This window comes from Sphingomonas hylomeconis (genome assembly GCF_025370105.1).
Taxonomy (GTDB): Bacteria; Pseudomonadota; Alphaproteobacteria; order Sphingomonadales; family Sphingomonadaceae; genus Sphingomonas; species Sphingomonas hylomeconis.
The window spans coordinates 158,330-172,464 of sequence record NZ_JANQBK010000001.1; the positions used below are offsets into that span (position 1 = coordinate 158,330).

Sequence of the window (14,135 nt, forward strand, 5' to 3'; positions counted from 1 at the left end):
GCGCTTTCCGGCTTGATCTCCCATCCGCACCTGTGTAGTGGCCCGCCTTCGGTTTTTCACTCAACAGCAAGAGCGCCGGCAACGGCGCCCGCTCTTTCGCATCGGTAGGGACTTCATGGAAACGCAGAATATTCGCATTCGTCTGAAGGCGTTCGATCACCGCGTGCTCGATCAGGCAACCGGCGACATCGCCGATACCGCCCGTCGCACCGGCGCCCTGATCCGTGGTCCCATCCCGTTGCCCACGCGCATCGAGAAGTTCACGGTCAACCGTGGCCCGCACATCGACAAGAAGTCGCGCGAGCAGTTCGAAGTCCGCACCTACAAGCGCATGCTCGACATCGTGCAGCCGACCCCGCAGACGGTCGACGCGCTGATGAAGCTCGACCTCGCCGCCGGCGTTGACGTCGAGATCAAGTTGGCATAAAGCCGCGCTTCACGAGATTCGGTGCCGCCCCGGCTTATAGCGGGAACGGTGCCAGATACGGGATACCGCCAGGCTTGCCTGGGTCTGCGTCCCCCGACACGCTTCCTTCGGGAGGCACCAGCCCGGGTCGGGGCTCACGCATTATATTTCGGGCTGACAAGGTCTTCGGCGGGGCATCTGCTTTGCTGGGGGCCTTCACGCACCTTCGGGAATTCCCCCGGGGTGCCTCTGTTACAAGGAGCATGATCATGCGCACTGGCGTGATCGCGAAGAAAATGGGGATGACCCGCTTGTTCCGGGACGATGGGCGCCATGTGCCTGTCACCGTGCTGGCGTTGGAGAATCTCCAGGTAGTGGCCGTTCGCGAGGCCGACCGAGATGGGTATGTCGCAGTCCAGCTGGGCGCGGGTACCGCAAAAGCAAAGAATGTCGCCAAGCCGCAGCGTGGCCATTTCGGCAAGGCCGAAGTCGAGCCCAAGGCGAAGGTTGCAGAATTCCGCGTCAGCGACGACGCCGTGCTGGAAGTGGGCGCAACCATTTCCGCCGACCATTATGTCGCTGGCCAGATCGTCGACATCCAGGGCGTGACCCAGGGTAAGGGCTTCGCCGGCGGCATGAAGCGTTGGGGCTTCGGCGGTCTGCGCGCCACCCACGGCGTGTCCGTCTCGCACCGTTCGCTCGGTTCGACCGGTCAGCGCCAGGATCCGGGCAAGGTCTTCAAGAACAAGAAGATGGCCGGCCAGATGGGCAACAAGAACCGCACCCAGCAGAATCTGGAAATCGTCTCGACCGACGTCGAGCGCGGCCTGATCTTCGTCAAGGGCTCGGTCCCTGGCTCGAAGGGTGGCTGGCTGCTCGTCAAGGATTCGATGAAGGTCGCGCGTCACGCCGATGCGCCGTACCCCGCCGGTCTCCGCCAGGTCGCCAACAACAACGACACCGCTCCCGCCGAGACGCCCGCTGACGTCGCGACCGTGGACGCGACCGACGGCCAGGAGGGCTGAACATGAAGGTCACCACTCAGTCCTTCGATGCGAACGCCAAGGGCGCTGACATCGAGCTCAACGACGAGGTCTTCGGTCTCGATCCGCGCGCCGACATCCTGCACCGCGTTGTCACCTGGCAGCTCGAGAAGCGCCGCGCGACGGCACGTGGCACGCGCGAGCGGGCCGATGTCGCCCGCACCGGCAAGAAGTTCGGTCGCCAGAAGGGCGGCGGTACGGCACGTCACGGCGATCGTCGTGCGCCGGTCTTCGTCGGTGGCGGTAAGGCACACGGTGCCCGTGTTCGCGACTTCAACCCGTCGCTGAACAAGAAGGTTCGTGCGCTCGGCCTGAAGATGGCGCTCAGCAGCCATGCCAAGGCGGGTACGCTGGTCGTCATGGACAGCCTGACGGTCGAAGAGAACAAGACCAAGACGCTGCTGGCGAACTGGGCGAACCTCGGCTTCGGCAAGACCGCTCTCGTGATCGACGGCGACATGGTCGAGCAGAGCTTCGCGCTTGCTGCCGGCAACGTCCACACGATCAACGTTCTGCCGGCTGCCGGCGCGAACGTTTACGATATCCTGAAGCACGACACGCTGGTCCTGACCCGCGCTGCCGTCGAAATGCTGGAGGCGCGCTTCAATGGCTAAGAAGCAAAAGGGAGACATCGATCTGCGTCATTACGACGTGATCGTTGCCCCGCACATCACCGAGAAGGCGACCTTGCTCAGCGAGAATAACGCCGTCGTGTTCCGCGTCAGCAACGACGCGACCAAGCCCGAGATCAAGGCTGCCGTCGAGGCGCTCTTCTCGGTCAAGGTTCTGGGGGTCAATACGATCGTCCAGAAGGGCAAGACCAAGAAGTGGAAGGGCGTGCCCTACACCAAGTCCGACATCAAGAAGGCGATCGTCACGCTGGCCGATGGCCAGTCGATCGACGTGACGCAGGGGGTCAGCGCGTAATGGCACTCAAGCATTATAATCCGACCAGCCCGGCGCGGCGTGGTCTGATCCTCGTCGACCGTTCGGGTCTGCACAAGGGCGGCCCCGTCAAGGCGCTGACCGAAGGCAAGCGCAAGACCGGTGGCCGCAACAACAAGGGTCACGTGACGTCGCGCGGCATCGCCGGCGGCCACAAGCAGCGCTATCGCATCATCGATTTCAAGCGTCGCCTGTGGGAAGTCGAAGGCACGGTCGAGCGGATCGAATACGATCCCAACCGCACCGCGTTCATCGCGCTGATCAACTATGGTGCCGATGAGGCTGGCAAGGACAACGTTGCCTATATCATCGCGCCGCAGCGCCTGGCCGTTGGTGACAAGATCATCGCCGCCAAGAAGACCGACGTGAAGCCCGGCAACGCGATGGAACTGGGCCAGATGCCGGTTGGCACGATCGTCCACAACGTCGAGATGAAGCCCGGCAAGGGGGGTCAGCTCGCACGTTCGGCCGGCACCTATGTGCAGGTCGTCGGTCGCGACAAGGGCATGGTGATGATCCGCCTGAACTCGGGCGAGCAGCGCTACATCCATGCGAACTGCATGGCGACGGTCGGTGCCGTGTCGAACCCCGACAACGGCAACACCAACCTCGCCAAGGCCGGCCGCAACCGCTGGAAGGGCATCCGCCCGCTGACCCGCGGCGTCGCCAAGAACCCGGTCGACCATCCGCACGGCGGTGGTGAAGGCCGGACCTCGGGCGGCCGTCATCCGGTTACCCCGTGGGGCAAGCCGACCAAGGGTGCGCGCACTCGTCATAACAAGTCGACCGACAAGATGATCATCCGGTCGCGTCACGCCAAGAAGAAGGGCTAAGAGCTCATGGCACGTTCCGTCTGGAAAGGTCCGTTTGTCGACCTTCACCTGCTCAAGAAGGCAGAAACCGCGCAGGAAGCTAATGCGCGTGGCGCGATCAAGACCTGGTCGCGTCGCTCCACGATCCTGCCGCAGTTCGTCGGCCTCACGTTCAGCGTCTATAACGGCCGCAAGTTCGTGCCGGTCACGGTCAACGAGGATATGGTTGGGATGAAGCTCGGCGAGTTCGCGCCGACCCGCTACTTCCCGGGCCATGCGTCCGACAAGAAGGGCAAGCGCTAACATGTCCAAGCCTAAATCGCCCCGCAAGGTGGCCGACAACGAAGCGCTGTCGGTCGGCACGCAGATCCGTGGTTCGGCGCAGAAGCTCGGCCTCGTCGCTGCGCTCATCCGCAACAAGAAGGTCGGGGATGCGATGAACATCCTTCAGTTCTCGACCAAGGGCATGGCCGTCGAAGCACGCAAGGTGCTCGCGTCGGCGATCGCCAATGCCGAGAACAACCACAACCTCGATGTCGACGCGCTCGTCGTCGCAGAGGCGTCGGTCGGCAAGTCGATCACGATGAAGCGGTTCGCCACGCGCGGCCGCGGCAAGTCGACCCGCATCCTGAAGCCCTTCAGCCGCCTGCGCATCGTCGTTCGCGAAATGGAAGAAGAAGCGTAATGGGCCAGAAATCGAACCCCATCGGTCTGCGCCTGCAGATCAACCGTACCTGGGACAGCCGCTGGTATGCGGAAGGTGCTGACTATGGTCGTCTCCTTCTCGAAGACCTCAAGATGCGCGCCTACATCATGAAGACGCTGCCGCAGGCGGCGATCTCCAAGGTGGTGATCGAGCGCCCGGCCAAGCTGTGCCGTGTCTCGATCTTCGCTGCACGCCCCGGCGTGATCATCGGCAAGAAGGGCGCCGACATCGAGAAGCTTCGCCGTACCCTCGGCAAGATGACGACGTCGGACGTGAGCCTGAACATCGTCGAGATCCGCAAGCCGGAAGTCGACGCCAAGCTCGTCGCCCAGGGCATCGCCGATCAGCTCGAGCGCCGCATCGCTTTCCGTCGCGCCATGAAGCGTGCGGTCCAGTCGGCCATGCGTCTCGGTGCCGAAGGCATCCGGATCAACTGCGGTGGCCGTCTCGGCGGCGCCGAAATCGCTCGCTCGGAATGGTATCGTGAAGGCCGCGTTCCGCTGCACACGCTGCGCGCGAACGTCGATTATGCCGAAGCGTCGGCGCACACCGCTTACGGCGTGTGCGGCGTGAAGGTGTGGATCTTCAAGGGCGAAATCCTGGGTCACGACCCGATGGCGACCGACCGGATCATGATGGAGGCTCAGACCTCCGGCGTGCGCCCGGCGCGCGACGACCGCCGCTAAGGACGCATAGACATGCTTCAACCGAAGAAAACCAAGTTTCGCAAGGCCTTCAAGGGCAAGATCCATGGCGATGCCAAGGGCGGCACGACCCTCAACTTCGGCTCGTACGGGCTGAAGGCGATGGAGCCGGAGCGTCTGACGGCGCGCCAGATCGAGGCGGCTCGCCGCGCGATCACGCGTCACATCAAGCGCCAGGGGCGTTTGTGGATCCGCGTGTTCCCGGATCTGCCGGTCACCGGCAAGCCTGCCGAAGTCCGCATGGGTAAGGGCAAGGGTTCGCCGGAATATTGGGCGGCGCGCGTCAAGCCCGGCCGTATCCTGTTCGAACTGGATGGCGTGCCCGGCGATATCGCGGCGATCGCGTTCAGCCGTGCAGCGATGAAGCTGCCGATCAAGGTGAAGGTCGTTGCCCGTCTCGGCGACACCTCGCATCTGGGAGTTGCATAACATGGCCCGTATCGACGACCTCAAGGCGAAGTCCGAGGATCAGCTGGGTGAAGAGCTCGGCAACCTGAAGCGCGAGGCCTTCAACCTGCGCTTCCAGGCCGCGACCAACCAGCTCGAAAAGCCGAGCCGGGTTCGCGAAGTCCGCCGCGACATCGCTCGCATCAAGACGTTGCAGACCGCTCGCTCGCGCGATGCGGCTGCCAAGTAAGGATTAGATCATGCCAAAGCGCGTGCTGACGGGGCTGATCGTCTCCGACAAGGGCGACAAGACGGTGGTCGTAAACGTGGAACGCAAGGTCAAGCATGCGCTCTACGGCAAGATCATTCGTCGTTCGAAGAAGTATCATGCTCATGACGAGAGCAACGAGTTCAAGCAGGGCGAGACCGTGCGGATCGAAGAGACCGCACCGATTTCCAAGCTGAAGACCTGGAAGGTGATCGATCGGGTTAACACCCATGCGACGCCAGAGCGGGTCGAGACGGACGCAACGGCTTAACAGCCATTCGTAGGCGGCACCGGTCGGAATCGGTGTCATAGTGAGAAGGAACCGGATCTATGATCCAGATGCAATCCAATCTCGACGTCGCTGACAACAGCGGCGCGAAGCGGGTTCAGTGCATCAAGGTGCTTGGCGGGTCCAAGCGTCGTGTTGCAGGCGTTGGCGACATCATCGTCGTCAGCGTGAAGGAAGCCGCTCCCCGCGGCCGCGTGAAGAAGGGCGACGTTCACCGCGCCGTCATCGTGCGGACGGCCAAGGACATTCGTCGTGCCGATGGCACCGTCATTCGCTTCGACGGCAACGCTGCCGTGCTGGTCAACAAGAACGAGGAGCCGATCGGCACCCGTATCTTTGGCCCAGTGGTGCGCGAACTGCGCGGCAAGAAGCATATGAAGATCATCTCGCTTGCGCCGGAGGTGCTGTAATGGCCGCTGCCAAGATCAAGAAGGGTGACCGCGTCATCGTCCTGTCCGGCAAGGACAAGGGCAAGACCGGCGACGTGACCCAGGCCCTGCCGCGCGACGGCAAGGTCATCGTGTCGGGCGTGAACATCCACGTTCGCCATACCAAGCCGAGCCAGGGCGACCCGCAGGGTGGCCTGGTCCGTTCGGAAGCACCGATGCACGCCTCCAAGGTTGCGCACGTGACCGCGGACGGCAAGCCGACCCGCGTCCGTTTCGAGACCCAGGACGGCAAGAAGGTCCGTGTGGCCGTCAAGACCGGGGAGAAAGTCGGTGGCTGAGGCCCAGAACGCAAAGCCGCGCATGCGGCAGATGTACGACGACACGATCATCAAGGCGATGACCGAGAAGTTCGGCTACAAGAACGTGATGGAAATCCCGCGGATCGACAAGATCGTCCTCAACATGGGCGTTGGCGAAGCGACGCAGGACAAGAAGAAGGTCGACAAGGCCGCCGGCGAGATGGAATTGATCGCCGGGCAGAAGCCCGTCGTGACCAAGGCCAAGAAGTCGATCGCGCAGTTCAAGCTGCGTGAGGGCATGCCGATCGGCGTGAAGGTCACCCTTCGCCGCGAGCGCATGTACGAATTCCTCGACCGCTTCATCACCATCGCACTGCCCCGCGTCCGCGATTTCCGCGGCCTGAACCCCAAGTCGTTCGACGGCCGTGGCAACTATGCCTGCGGTTTGAAGGAGCAGCTGATTTTCCCGGAAATCAGCTATGACCAGGTCGATCAGGTGCGCGGCATGGACGTGATCGTGACGACCACGGCGAAGACCGATGACGAGGCGCGCGAGCTGCTTCGCCTGTTCGGGTTCCCGTTCCCGATCGAAGAAACCGCAGACGAAAAGAAGGCGGCGTAAGATGGCCAAGGTAAGTTCGATCAACAAGAACGAGCTGCGCAAGAAGCTCGTGAAGAAATATGCTCCGAAGTATGCCAAGCTGAAGGCGATCGCCGCCGACAGCACGCTGAGCGACGGCGAGCGGATCGAGGCCCGTCTGAAGATGGCCGAAATCCCGCGCAACGGGAATCCGACGCGCATCCGCAATCGGTGCGAGACGACCGGTCGTCCGCGTGCCTATTACCGCAAGTTCCGCCTCTGCCGTATTCAGCTTCGTGATCTCGCCAACAAGGGCATGATCCCGGGCGTTACGAAGTCGAGCTGGTAAGGATCCGTAGAGATGTCATTGACCGATCCCCTGGGTGATATGCTCACCCGCATCCGTAACGGCCAGCGCGCGAAGAAGGACTCTGTCCTGACTCCGGGTTCCAAGCTCCGCCAGCGCGTCCTCGACGTGCTGCAGCGCGAAGGCTATATCCGTGGCTATAGCGAAGAGCAGATGGGCCCAGCGGCCGGCATCCGCATCGAGCTGAAATATTTCGAGGGCCAGCCCGCGATCAAGCACGTCGCCCGTGTCTCGAAGCCCGGTCGCCGCGTCTATTCGGGTTCGACCGAACTGCCCCGCGTCATGAACGGCCTGGGCATCACCATCGTATCGACGCCGCGTGGCGTTCTGTCCGACGCCGAAGCGCGCGAACAGAATGTCGGTGGCGAAGTGCTGGCGGAGGTATTCTGATGAGCCGCATCGGCAAGAAGCCGGTCACGATCCCAGCGGGCGTGACGGCAAACATCGAAGGCGCGATCCTCAGCGTGAAGGGGCCCAAGGGCACTCTCTCCATGCCGATGCGCGACGAGATCAGCTATGTGCTGGAAGACGGCGGCATCGCAGTGAACCCGGCGAACGACACCAAGCGTGCGCGGGCATTCTGGGGCATGCAGCGGACGATGGTGCAGAACCTGATCACCGGCGTGTCGGATGGTTTCACCAAGAAGCTGCTGATCAACGGCGTCGGCTATCGTGCGGCAGCGCAGGGTCGTAACCTGAACCTGAAGCTCGGGTACAGCCACGACGTGAACATCAACGTGCCGGAAGGCATCGAGGTCGCCACGCCGGACAACACGACGATCCAGATCACCGGTTCCGACAAGCAGAAGGTCGGCCAGCTGGCCGCGGAAATTCGTCAGTGGCGTAAGCCCGAGCCGTACAAGGGCAAGGGCATCAAGTACGACGGCGAGTTCATCTTCCGCAAGGAAGGGAAAAAGAAGTAATGAGCACCAAGGGTCTCTCTCTCTTCGCGAAGCGTCGTCTTCGCGTTCGCACCGCGCTCCGCGCGCGTGGCGGCACCCGTCCGCGGTTGTCGATCCATCGCTCGGGCCGGCACATCTACGCGCAGGTCATCGACGACGCGCAGGGCAAGACGCTGGCAGCAGCCTCGACGCTCGAGAAGGACGTGCGTGGCACGACCGGCGCGACGATCGACGCGGCGACCTCGGTCGGCACCCGCATCGCGGAAGCAGCCAAGGCTGCCGGCGTGACGCAGGTCGTGTTCGATCGCGGCGGCTTCCTGTTCCACGGTCGCGTCAAGGCGCTGGCCACCGCGGCACGCGAAGCCGGATTGGAGTTCTAAGACATGGCTGACGACAACATTCCGACCGAAATCGCAGCGTCGCCCGATGGCGCGCCGGTTCCGCAGCAGGAAGCGCCGCGCGGTCGTGGTGGTCCCGGCGGCAACCGTGGCCCAGGCGGCGGTGGTCGTGGTCCTGGCGGCGGTGCGAACCGCGGCGGGCGCGACAATCGCGGCGGTCGCGACAATCGTGGCGGCCGTCCCGGCAGCGACGATGGTGGCGAAGAGCTGATCGAGAAGCTGGTGCACATCAACCGCGTCTCGAAGACGGTCAAGGGCGGTAAGCGCTTCGGCTTCGCTGCGCTGGTCGTGGTCGGCGACGGCAAGGGTCGTGTCGGCTTCGGTCATGGCAAGGCACGCGAAGTGCCGGAAGCCATCTCGAAGGCGACGGCCGCTGCCAAGAAGGCAATGATCCGCGTGCCGCTCAAGGACGGTCGTACGCTGCATCATGACGGCCGTGGCCATTTCGGCGCCGGTCTCGTGACGGTGCGGTCGGCGCCTGCCGGTACCGGCATCATCGCCGGTGGCCCGATGCGCGCCGTGTTCGAATCGCTCGGTGTGGGCGATGTGGTGACCAAGTCGGTCGGCACGTCCAACCCGTACAACATGATCCGTGCGACCTTCGAGGCGCTGACCACGCAGGTCAGCCCGAAGTCGGTCGCGCAGCGCCGTGGCAAGAAGATCGCCGACCTGCTCGGCCGTGGCGGTGCGGAAGCACCCCAGGCCGAAGCCGACGCGATCGTGGAGTAAGACAGATGGCTACCATCAAGATCACCCAGATCGGTTCGCCGATCCGCCGCAAGGCAGACCAGCGCGCGACGCTGATCGGCCTTGGGCTCAACAAGATGCACAAGACCAGCGAGCTCGAGGATAGCCCCGAGGTCCGTGGGATGATCCGCAAGGTCTCCCACATGCTGAGCGTCGAGAAGTAAGATCCGCTCTCCCGTACGGGAGAGATCGGGTGACGGTGAAAGGGCTGGCGTAATGCCGGCCCTTTCGCTATTCGCCCACACCTTCCCCCCCGCTTGGGGATGGAGTCCCCATCAGCGCGACAAAAGCGAAAGCGAGTGCACGACATGAAATTGAACGAAATCCGCGATAACGACGGTGCCCGTAAATCCCGCATGCGGGTCGGCCGTGGTATCGGTTCCGGCAAGGGCAAGACCGCAGGCCGCGGCCACAAGGGTCAGAAGAGCCGTGAAGGTGTCTCGATCGCCGGCTTCGAGGGCGGCCAGATGCCGCTCCACATGCGTCTGCCGAAGCGCGGCTTCAACAACATCTTCGCCAGCGATTTCGCGGTGGTGAACCTCGGCGTGATCCAGAAGCTGGTCGAGGCCGGCACGATCGAAGCCGGCGCGACGCTCGATCATGCCGCGCTCAAGGCAGCCGGCGTTGCCCGTGGCGGCAAGCATGGCGTGCGTCTGCTCGGCAAGGGCGAATTCTCGGCCAAGCTCAGCTTCACCGTCGCCGGCGCGTCGAAGGGCGCGATCGAGATGGTCGAAAAGGCTGGCGGCACGGTCAACGTGATCGAGGTCGTGCCGGCTGCCGAAAAGGCTGCCGCCAAGAAGGGCGTGAAGTACCAGGAGCGCAAGGCGCACAAGGCTTCGTTCAAGGCATAAGTTTGCGCGTCCGCCACGGCGGACGCACGACAAGTGCTAGGCAAGCCCGCTTGCATGACTATATGGGCGGCGGGGGCGGATAACGTTTCCCGCCGCTTTTGTTTCCAGGACAATCGAAGATATGGCATCAGCAGCCGATACGATGGCCCAAGGCCTCAGCCTGTCGAAGTTCGCACAGGCGACCGATCTCAAGAAGCGCTTGTGGTTCACCATCGGCGTGCTGATCGTGTTCCGGATGCTGTCCTATGTGCCGCTGCCGGGCGTCGATCCGACTGCACTTGGTCTGCTCAGCCAGCAGACCCAGGGCGGCGTGCTCGATTTCTTCAACGCCTTCTCGGGCGGGTCGCTCAGCCGCATGTCGCTGACCGCGCTTGGCGTCATGCCCTATATCACCGCGTCGATCGTGGTGCAGCTTGCCACCTCGCTGTCGCCGACGCTTGCGGCGATCAAGAAGGATGGCGAGAGCGGGCGCAAACGGCTCAACCAGTACACCCGCTACGGCACGGTCGCGCTGACCGCGGTGCAGGGCTATTTCATCGCCGTCGGCCTCGAGGCGCTCGGCGCCAGCCAGGGCGTACAGGCGATCGTCGAGCCGGGCATGATGTTCCGCGTCGGCGCGGTCATCTCGCTGATCGGCGGCACGATGTTCCTGATGTGGCTCGGCGAGCAGATCACTGCGCGCGGGATCGGCAACGGCATGTCGCTGATCATCATGGCCGGCATCGTCGCCAGCCTGCCGACGACCTTGTACAACCTGTTCGAGGGTGGCCGGTCCGGCTCGCTCGACGCGGTCAAGATGTTCGGCATCGTCGTCGCGGTCGTCGGCCTGATCCTGTTCATCTGCTTCATGGAGCGTGCGCAGCGCCGCATCCTGATCCAATATCCCAAGCGCCAGACGCAGCGCGGCATGCAGGCCGATCGCAGCCATCTGCCGCTCAAGATCAACACCGCTGGCGTGATCCCGCCGATCTTCGCGTCGTCGCTGCTGCTGATGCCGCTGACGATCAGCCAGTTCGCCGGGCAACGCGTGGCGGGCGAGAGCCAGTGGGGTGATTTCATCATCACACTCAACCAGTATCTGCAGCACGGTTCGCCGGTGTACATGGCGCTCTATGGCGCCGGGATCATCTTCTTCTCGTTCTTCTACACTGCAGTGGTGTTCAATCCGGAAGAGACGGCGGACAATCTGAAGCGTTATGGCGGCTTCGTGCCGGGCATCCGCCCGGGCAAGAATACCGAGACCTATTTCGATTATGTGCTGACGCGCATCACCGTGATCGGTGCCGGCTACCTGACGATCATCTGCCTGTTGCCGGAATATCTCGTCTCGGCGCTGTCGATCCCGTTCTATCTCGGCGGCACTAGCCTGCTGATCGTGGTCAACGTAACGATGGATACGGTGACGCAGATCCAGTCGCATTTGCTGGCGCACCAGTATGGCGATCTGATCAAGAAGGCGAAGCTGAAGGGTGGCCGCCTCCGCTGAGCGGACGGCGGCGCTGACGGGGCAGACGAGAGGATTGCAGGCGTGAATATCATTCTCTTGGGGCCCCCGGGCGCCGGCAAGGGCACCCAGGCGGCCCGCTTGATGGCCACGCACGGGCTGGTTCAGCTCTCCACCGGCGACATGCTGCGTGCCGCGGTCAAGGCGGGTACGCCGACCGGCAAGCAGGCCAAGGCCGTGATGGAAGCCGGCGGGCTGGTGTCCGATGATATCGTCTCGGGCATCATCGGCGAGCGGCTCGACGAGGCGGACACCGCCAATGGCGTGATCTTCGACGGCTATCCGCGCACTGCGGCACAGGCCGAGCAGCTCGATGCCCTGCTGGCGGCGCGCGATCGCACGCTCGATTTCGTGATCGAACTCGAAGTGAACGAGGACGCGCTCGTCGAGCGGATCGTCGGCCGCTATACCTGCGCCCAGTGCGGCACGGGGTATCACGACACGTTCGCCAAGCCCCAGGTTGCCGGCGTGTGCGACAAATGCGCCTCGACCGAGTTCAAGCGGCGGCCCGACGACAATGAGGAAACCGTCCGCACGCGGATGGAGGAATATCGCGCCAAGACCGCGCCGATCCTGCCGATCTATGCTGCGCGCGGCCTGGTCCATGGCGTCGATGGCATGGCCGATATCGATCATGTCACCCAGTCGATCGAGGCGATCCTGCAACGCCGCTAGCCTTGGGCGTTGCGCTGACCGGCAGGGTGCATATGCTGCGCCCGAAACGGGAGGCGGCCGATGAAATATCTATTGCTGGCAGTTGGCATGGGGGCGTTGGCGGTGCCCGCGCGTGCCGATGTCGTGCAGGCTACGCCCGCCGGGTTCGAGCTCCGTCAAGCGGTCACGATCGACGTGTCGATCGCGCGTGCCTGGGCGGCGCTCAAACTGCCGCAGCGCTGGTGGGACAAGGACCACACTTATAGCGACGACAGCGCCAACCTGTCGCTCGACGCGCAGGCGCCGGGCTGCTTCTGCGAACGCTTGCCCGATGGTAAAGGCAGCGTCGAACATGCCCATATCGTGTATGTCGCGCCGGGGCGGATGATGCGTCTGGTCGGATCGCTGGGGCCCCTGCAGGCCGAAGCGGTGACCGGCACGCTGACCTTCAAGCTTGACCCGGAAGGTGATTCCGCGACACGCATGACGATGACCTATGTGGTGGGCGGCTATGTGCGGGCAGGGGCGGATACGCTCGCACCGAAGGTGGACGAAGTGCTGGCGCTGCAGCTGATCAATCTGAAGACCTTCGCCGAAAGCGCTACGGCGGCGGCTCCGGCCTCGAAGAAGCCCGCCGAGCTGGGCCGCTAGCCGGCCGCGGTAAGCAAGCCGAGGATCTTCTGCGCGCCGATGCTGGTGAGCTGCGCGACCGTGTCGTGCTCCAGCAGTTCGATCAGCTCCTTCTGCTCCAGCGCGCGCAGCCAGCGCGTCGCCACGGAGGGGGGCAGGCCGACCAGCCCAGCCAGGGTCGCGGCATCGCTGTGGCGCCCTTCCGCCTCGTCGAGATAGATCTGCAGCAGGATCGACATCGCGTAATCCGAAAACAGGTCGCTTCCCAGCAGGTCGCGCCGGATCTCGTTGAGCAACGCCAACTGCCGCGCCGCGCGCCATAACGTGACGGGGGCGAAGCGCTGCTCCTGGGGGGCGACAAGGTACAGCGTGCCGATCAGATGACCGGTGTCGCTGCCGGCGCTGATCCGCGAGACATGGACATCGGTTTCGACCGTATCGGAATCGGGCAGCAGATAGCGTTTGCGGAACCAGATCGGCGCGCCGTCGCTGGGAATGCGATCGACCAGCAAGGCGTTGCGCCGCCGGTCGGCGTGGTGGGTAATGTCGAGATAGGATTTGCCGATGATCTCGCGCCGCGGTCGCTGCAGTGCATCGCATACGGCACTGTCGAGCGCGATAATCCTGCCATCGCCGTCCGAGACGGAGTGCCCGATCAACACAATGTCTCTCCCTGTTAAGCAAACTCGCGTCGCGCCATTTTTGCGTACGCATCTTATCCTATGCCACCATCGTAAATTAACAACATAAGGTTGTCAGATCACGTCATACCGGGATGGTATTTCTCGTCCGGCGCGGGCATTGGGGTTGGATGGACGCCCTAACGCTGTTTGGCCTGTTCGCGGTCACCTTCATGCTGGTCTGCTACATCAAGGAAGATGCGAGCCATTGGTGGACGCTGGCGTTTGCCCTCGGCTGCGTGATGGGCGCGGCCTACGGCTTTCTGCAGGGCGCATGGCCGTTCGGGCTGGTCGAACTTGCCTGGACGGTCGTCGCGCTGCGGCGCTGGTGGCGCATGCCCGCGCGACGCGGGCTAAACGCCGCGTAAGGGCGGCTGGCACGTCGCGTCACCGCGGTCAGACGAGCGCTGACTCGGTTGACACGCCGTCGCTGGCGGCTTACTGGACCCCATTCCGAACCACCGGTCCCGGCGGCACTAATCAGTGTCCGCCGCATTCGTGCGTTAGGAATGTGTCGCAACGCTATGAGATGGGTCGGCTGCCATGCTGGCCCGTGGAGCAGGAGAATTTAATT

General features: G+C 63.6%; 26 protein-coding genes. 25 read left to right on the top strand and 1 reads right to left on the bottom strand.

The window, feature by feature from the left end; all coding sequences use genetic code 11:
- Positions 1-115 precede the first annotated feature (115 nt).
- The 24 genes from rpsJ (at position 116) to NV401_RS00925 (ending at position 12,902) form a co-directional block, all read left to right on the top strand.
- Entirely contained in the window at positions 116-427 is a 312-nt protein-coding gene (gene rpsJ, locus NV401_RS00810) for a 30S ribosomal protein S10 (protein WP_034161642.1), read from the top strand.
- 248 nt (positions 428-675) lie between these two features.
- A complete protein-coding gene (gene rplC, locus NV401_RS00815) occupies positions 676-1,431 on the top strand; it encodes a 50S ribosomal protein L3 (protein ID WP_261292480.1) in 756 nt (251 codons plus the stop codon).
- A 2-nt stretch (positions 1,432-1,433) separates the two neighbouring features.
- Complete coding sequence (gene rplD / locus NV401_RS00820; protein ID WP_261292481.1) at positions 1,434-2,063, top strand: 50S ribosomal protein L4; 630 nt, start codon at positions 1,434-1,436, stop codon at positions 2,061-2,063.
- The gene (locus NV401_RS00825; protein ID WP_260598042.1) at positions 2,056-2,376 is read left to right on the top strand and encodes a 50S ribosomal protein L23; all 321 of its coding nucleotides are present in this window, start codon (positions 2,056-2,058) and stop codon (positions 2,374-2,376) included. Before rplD ends, NV401_RS00825 begins: the two co-directional genes overlap by 8 nt.
- Positions 2,376-3,227: a 50S ribosomal protein L2 gene (gene rplB, locus NV401_RS00830; RefSeq protein WP_261292482.1), complete on the top strand. Its 852-nt coding sequence runs from the start codon at positions 2,376-2,378 to the stop codon at positions 3,225-3,227. Before NV401_RS00825 ends, rplB begins: the two co-directional genes overlap by 1 nt.
- A gap of 6 nt (positions 3,228-3,233) precedes the next feature.
- On the top strand, positions 3,234-3,509 hold the full coding sequence (gene rpsS / locus NV401_RS00835; RefSeq protein WP_261292483.1) for a 30S ribosomal protein S19: 276 nt from the start codon (positions 3,234-3,236) through the stop codon (positions 3,507-3,509).
- A gap of 1 nt (position 3,510) precedes the next feature.
- On the top strand, positions 3,511-3,891 hold the full coding sequence (gene rplV, locus NV401_RS00840) for a 50S ribosomal protein L22 (protein ID WP_261292484.1): 381 nt from the start codon (positions 3,511-3,513) through the stop codon (positions 3,889-3,891).
- Positions 3,891-4,598, top strand: coding sequence for a 30S ribosomal protein S3 (gene rpsC, locus NV401_RS00845; protein ID WP_261292485.1), 708 nt, complete (start codon positions 3,891-3,893; stop codon positions 4,596-4,598). The genes rplV and rpsC overlap by 1 nt, the downstream gene beginning before the upstream one ends.
- A gap of 12 nt (positions 4,599-4,610) precedes the next feature.
- Entirely contained in the window at positions 4,611-5,045 is a 435-nt protein-coding gene (gene rplP, locus NV401_RS00850; RefSeq protein ID WP_260598049.1) for a 50S ribosomal protein L16, read from the top strand.
- A gap of 1 nt (position 5,046) precedes the next feature.
- Positions 5,047-5,253: a 50S ribosomal protein L29 gene (gene rpmC, locus NV401_RS00855; RefSeq protein WP_261292486.1), complete on the top strand. Its 207-nt coding sequence runs from the start codon at positions 5,047-5,049 to the stop codon at positions 5,251-5,253.
- A 10-nt stretch (positions 5,254-5,263) separates the two neighbouring features.
- The gene (gene rpsQ / locus NV401_RS00860) at positions 5,264-5,542 is read left to right on the top strand and encodes a 30S ribosomal protein S17 (RefSeq protein ID WP_261292487.1); all 279 of its coding nucleotides are present in this window, start codon (positions 5,264-5,266) and stop codon (positions 5,540-5,542) included.
- Positions 5,543-5,601: 59 nt separating this feature from the next.
- Positions 5,602-5,970 (top strand): 50S ribosomal protein L14, encoded by a 369-nt coding sequence (gene rplN, locus NV401_RS00865; RefSeq protein WP_202095168.1) that lies wholly within the window; start codon positions 5,602-5,604, stop codon positions 5,968-5,970.
- A complete protein-coding gene (rplX, locus tag NV401_RS00870) occupies positions 5,970-6,287 on the top strand; it encodes a 50S ribosomal protein L24 (protein WP_261292488.1) in 318 nt (105 codons plus the stop codon). Before rplN ends, rplX begins: the two co-directional genes overlap by 1 nt.
- A 22-nt stretch (positions 6,288-6,309) precedes the next feature.
- Entirely contained in the window at positions 6,310-6,870 is a 561-nt protein-coding gene (gene rplE / locus NV401_RS00875) for a 50S ribosomal protein L5 (protein WP_261293050.1), read from the top strand.
- 1 nt (position 6,871) lies between these two features.
- Complete coding sequence (gene rpsN, locus NV401_RS00880) at positions 6,872-7,177, top strand: 30S ribosomal protein S14 (protein ID WP_261292489.1); 306 nt, start codon at positions 6,872-6,874, stop codon at positions 7,175-7,177.
- Positions 7,178-7,189: 12 nt separating this feature from the next.
- A complete protein-coding gene (rpsH, locus tag NV401_RS00885; protein WP_260598056.1) occupies positions 7,190-7,585 on the top strand; it encodes a 30S ribosomal protein S8 in 396 nt (131 codons plus the stop codon).
- Positions 7,585-8,118, top strand: a complete 534-nt coding sequence (gene rplF / locus NV401_RS00890) for a 50S ribosomal protein L6 (RefSeq protein ID WP_260598057.1) — start codon at positions 7,585-7,587, stop codon at positions 8,116-8,118. The genes rpsH and rplF overlap by 1 nt, the downstream gene beginning before the upstream one ends.
- The gene (gene rplR / locus NV401_RS00895) at positions 8,118-8,477 is read left to right on the top strand and encodes a 50S ribosomal protein L18 (protein ID WP_261292490.1); all 360 of its coding nucleotides are present in this window, start codon (positions 8,118-8,120) and stop codon (positions 8,475-8,477) included. Before rplF ends, rplR begins: the two co-directional genes overlap by 1 nt.
- Before the next feature lie 3 nt (positions 8,478-8,480).
- The gene (gene rpsE / locus NV401_RS00900; protein ID WP_261292491.1) at positions 8,481-9,224 is read left to right on the top strand and encodes a 30S ribosomal protein S5; all 744 of its coding nucleotides are present in this window, start codon (positions 8,481-8,483) and stop codon (positions 9,222-9,224) included.
- 5 nt (positions 9,225-9,229) lie between these two features.
- Positions 9,230-9,406, top strand: coding sequence for a 50S ribosomal protein L30 (gene rpmD / locus NV401_RS00905; RefSeq protein ID WP_261292492.1), 177 nt, complete (start codon positions 9,230-9,232; stop codon positions 9,404-9,406).
- 144 nt (positions 9,407-9,550) lie between these two features.
- Positions 9,551-10,093, top strand: coding sequence for a 50S ribosomal protein L15 (rplO, locus tag NV401_RS00910; RefSeq protein ID WP_261292493.1), 543 nt, complete (start codon positions 9,551-9,553; stop codon positions 10,091-10,093).
- A 121-nt stretch (positions 10,094-10,214) separates the two neighbouring features.
- Positions 10,215-11,579, top strand: coding sequence for a preprotein translocase subunit SecY (gene secY / locus NV401_RS00915; RefSeq protein ID WP_261292494.1), 1,365 nt, complete (start codon positions 10,215-10,217; stop codon positions 11,577-11,579).
- A gap of 42 nt (positions 11,580-11,621) precedes the next feature.
- Positions 11,622-12,272, top strand: a complete 651-nt coding sequence (locus tag NV401_RS00920; protein WP_261292495.1) for an adenylate kinase — start codon at positions 11,622-11,624, stop codon at positions 12,270-12,272.
- A gap of 60 nt (positions 12,273-12,332) precedes the next feature.
- Positions 12,333-12,902, top strand: a complete 570-nt coding sequence (locus tag NV401_RS00925; RefSeq protein WP_261292496.1) for an SRPBCC family protein — start codon at positions 12,333-12,335, stop codon at positions 12,900-12,902.
- Here the strand turns inward: NV401_RS00925 and NV401_RS00930 are convergent.
- Positions 12,899-13,543 carry a PAS domain-containing protein gene (locus NV401_RS00930; protein ID WP_261292497.1) on the bottom strand — a complete coding sequence of 215 codons (645 nt, stop codon included), beginning with the start codon at positions 13,541-13,543 and terminating at the stop codon, positions 12,899-12,901. The two genes, NV401_RS00925 and NV401_RS00930, sit on opposite strands and share 4 nt — an antisense overlap.
- Positions 13,544-13,692: 149 nt before the next feature.
- Here NV401_RS00930 and NV401_RS00935 point away from each other — a divergent pair, with 149 nt between their 5' ends.
- On the top strand, positions 13,693-13,929 hold the full coding sequence (locus tag NV401_RS00935) for a hypothetical protein (RefSeq protein ID WP_261292498.1): 237 nt from the start codon (positions 13,693-13,695) through the stop codon (positions 13,927-13,929).
- Positions 13,930-14,135 lie beyond the last annotated feature (206 nt).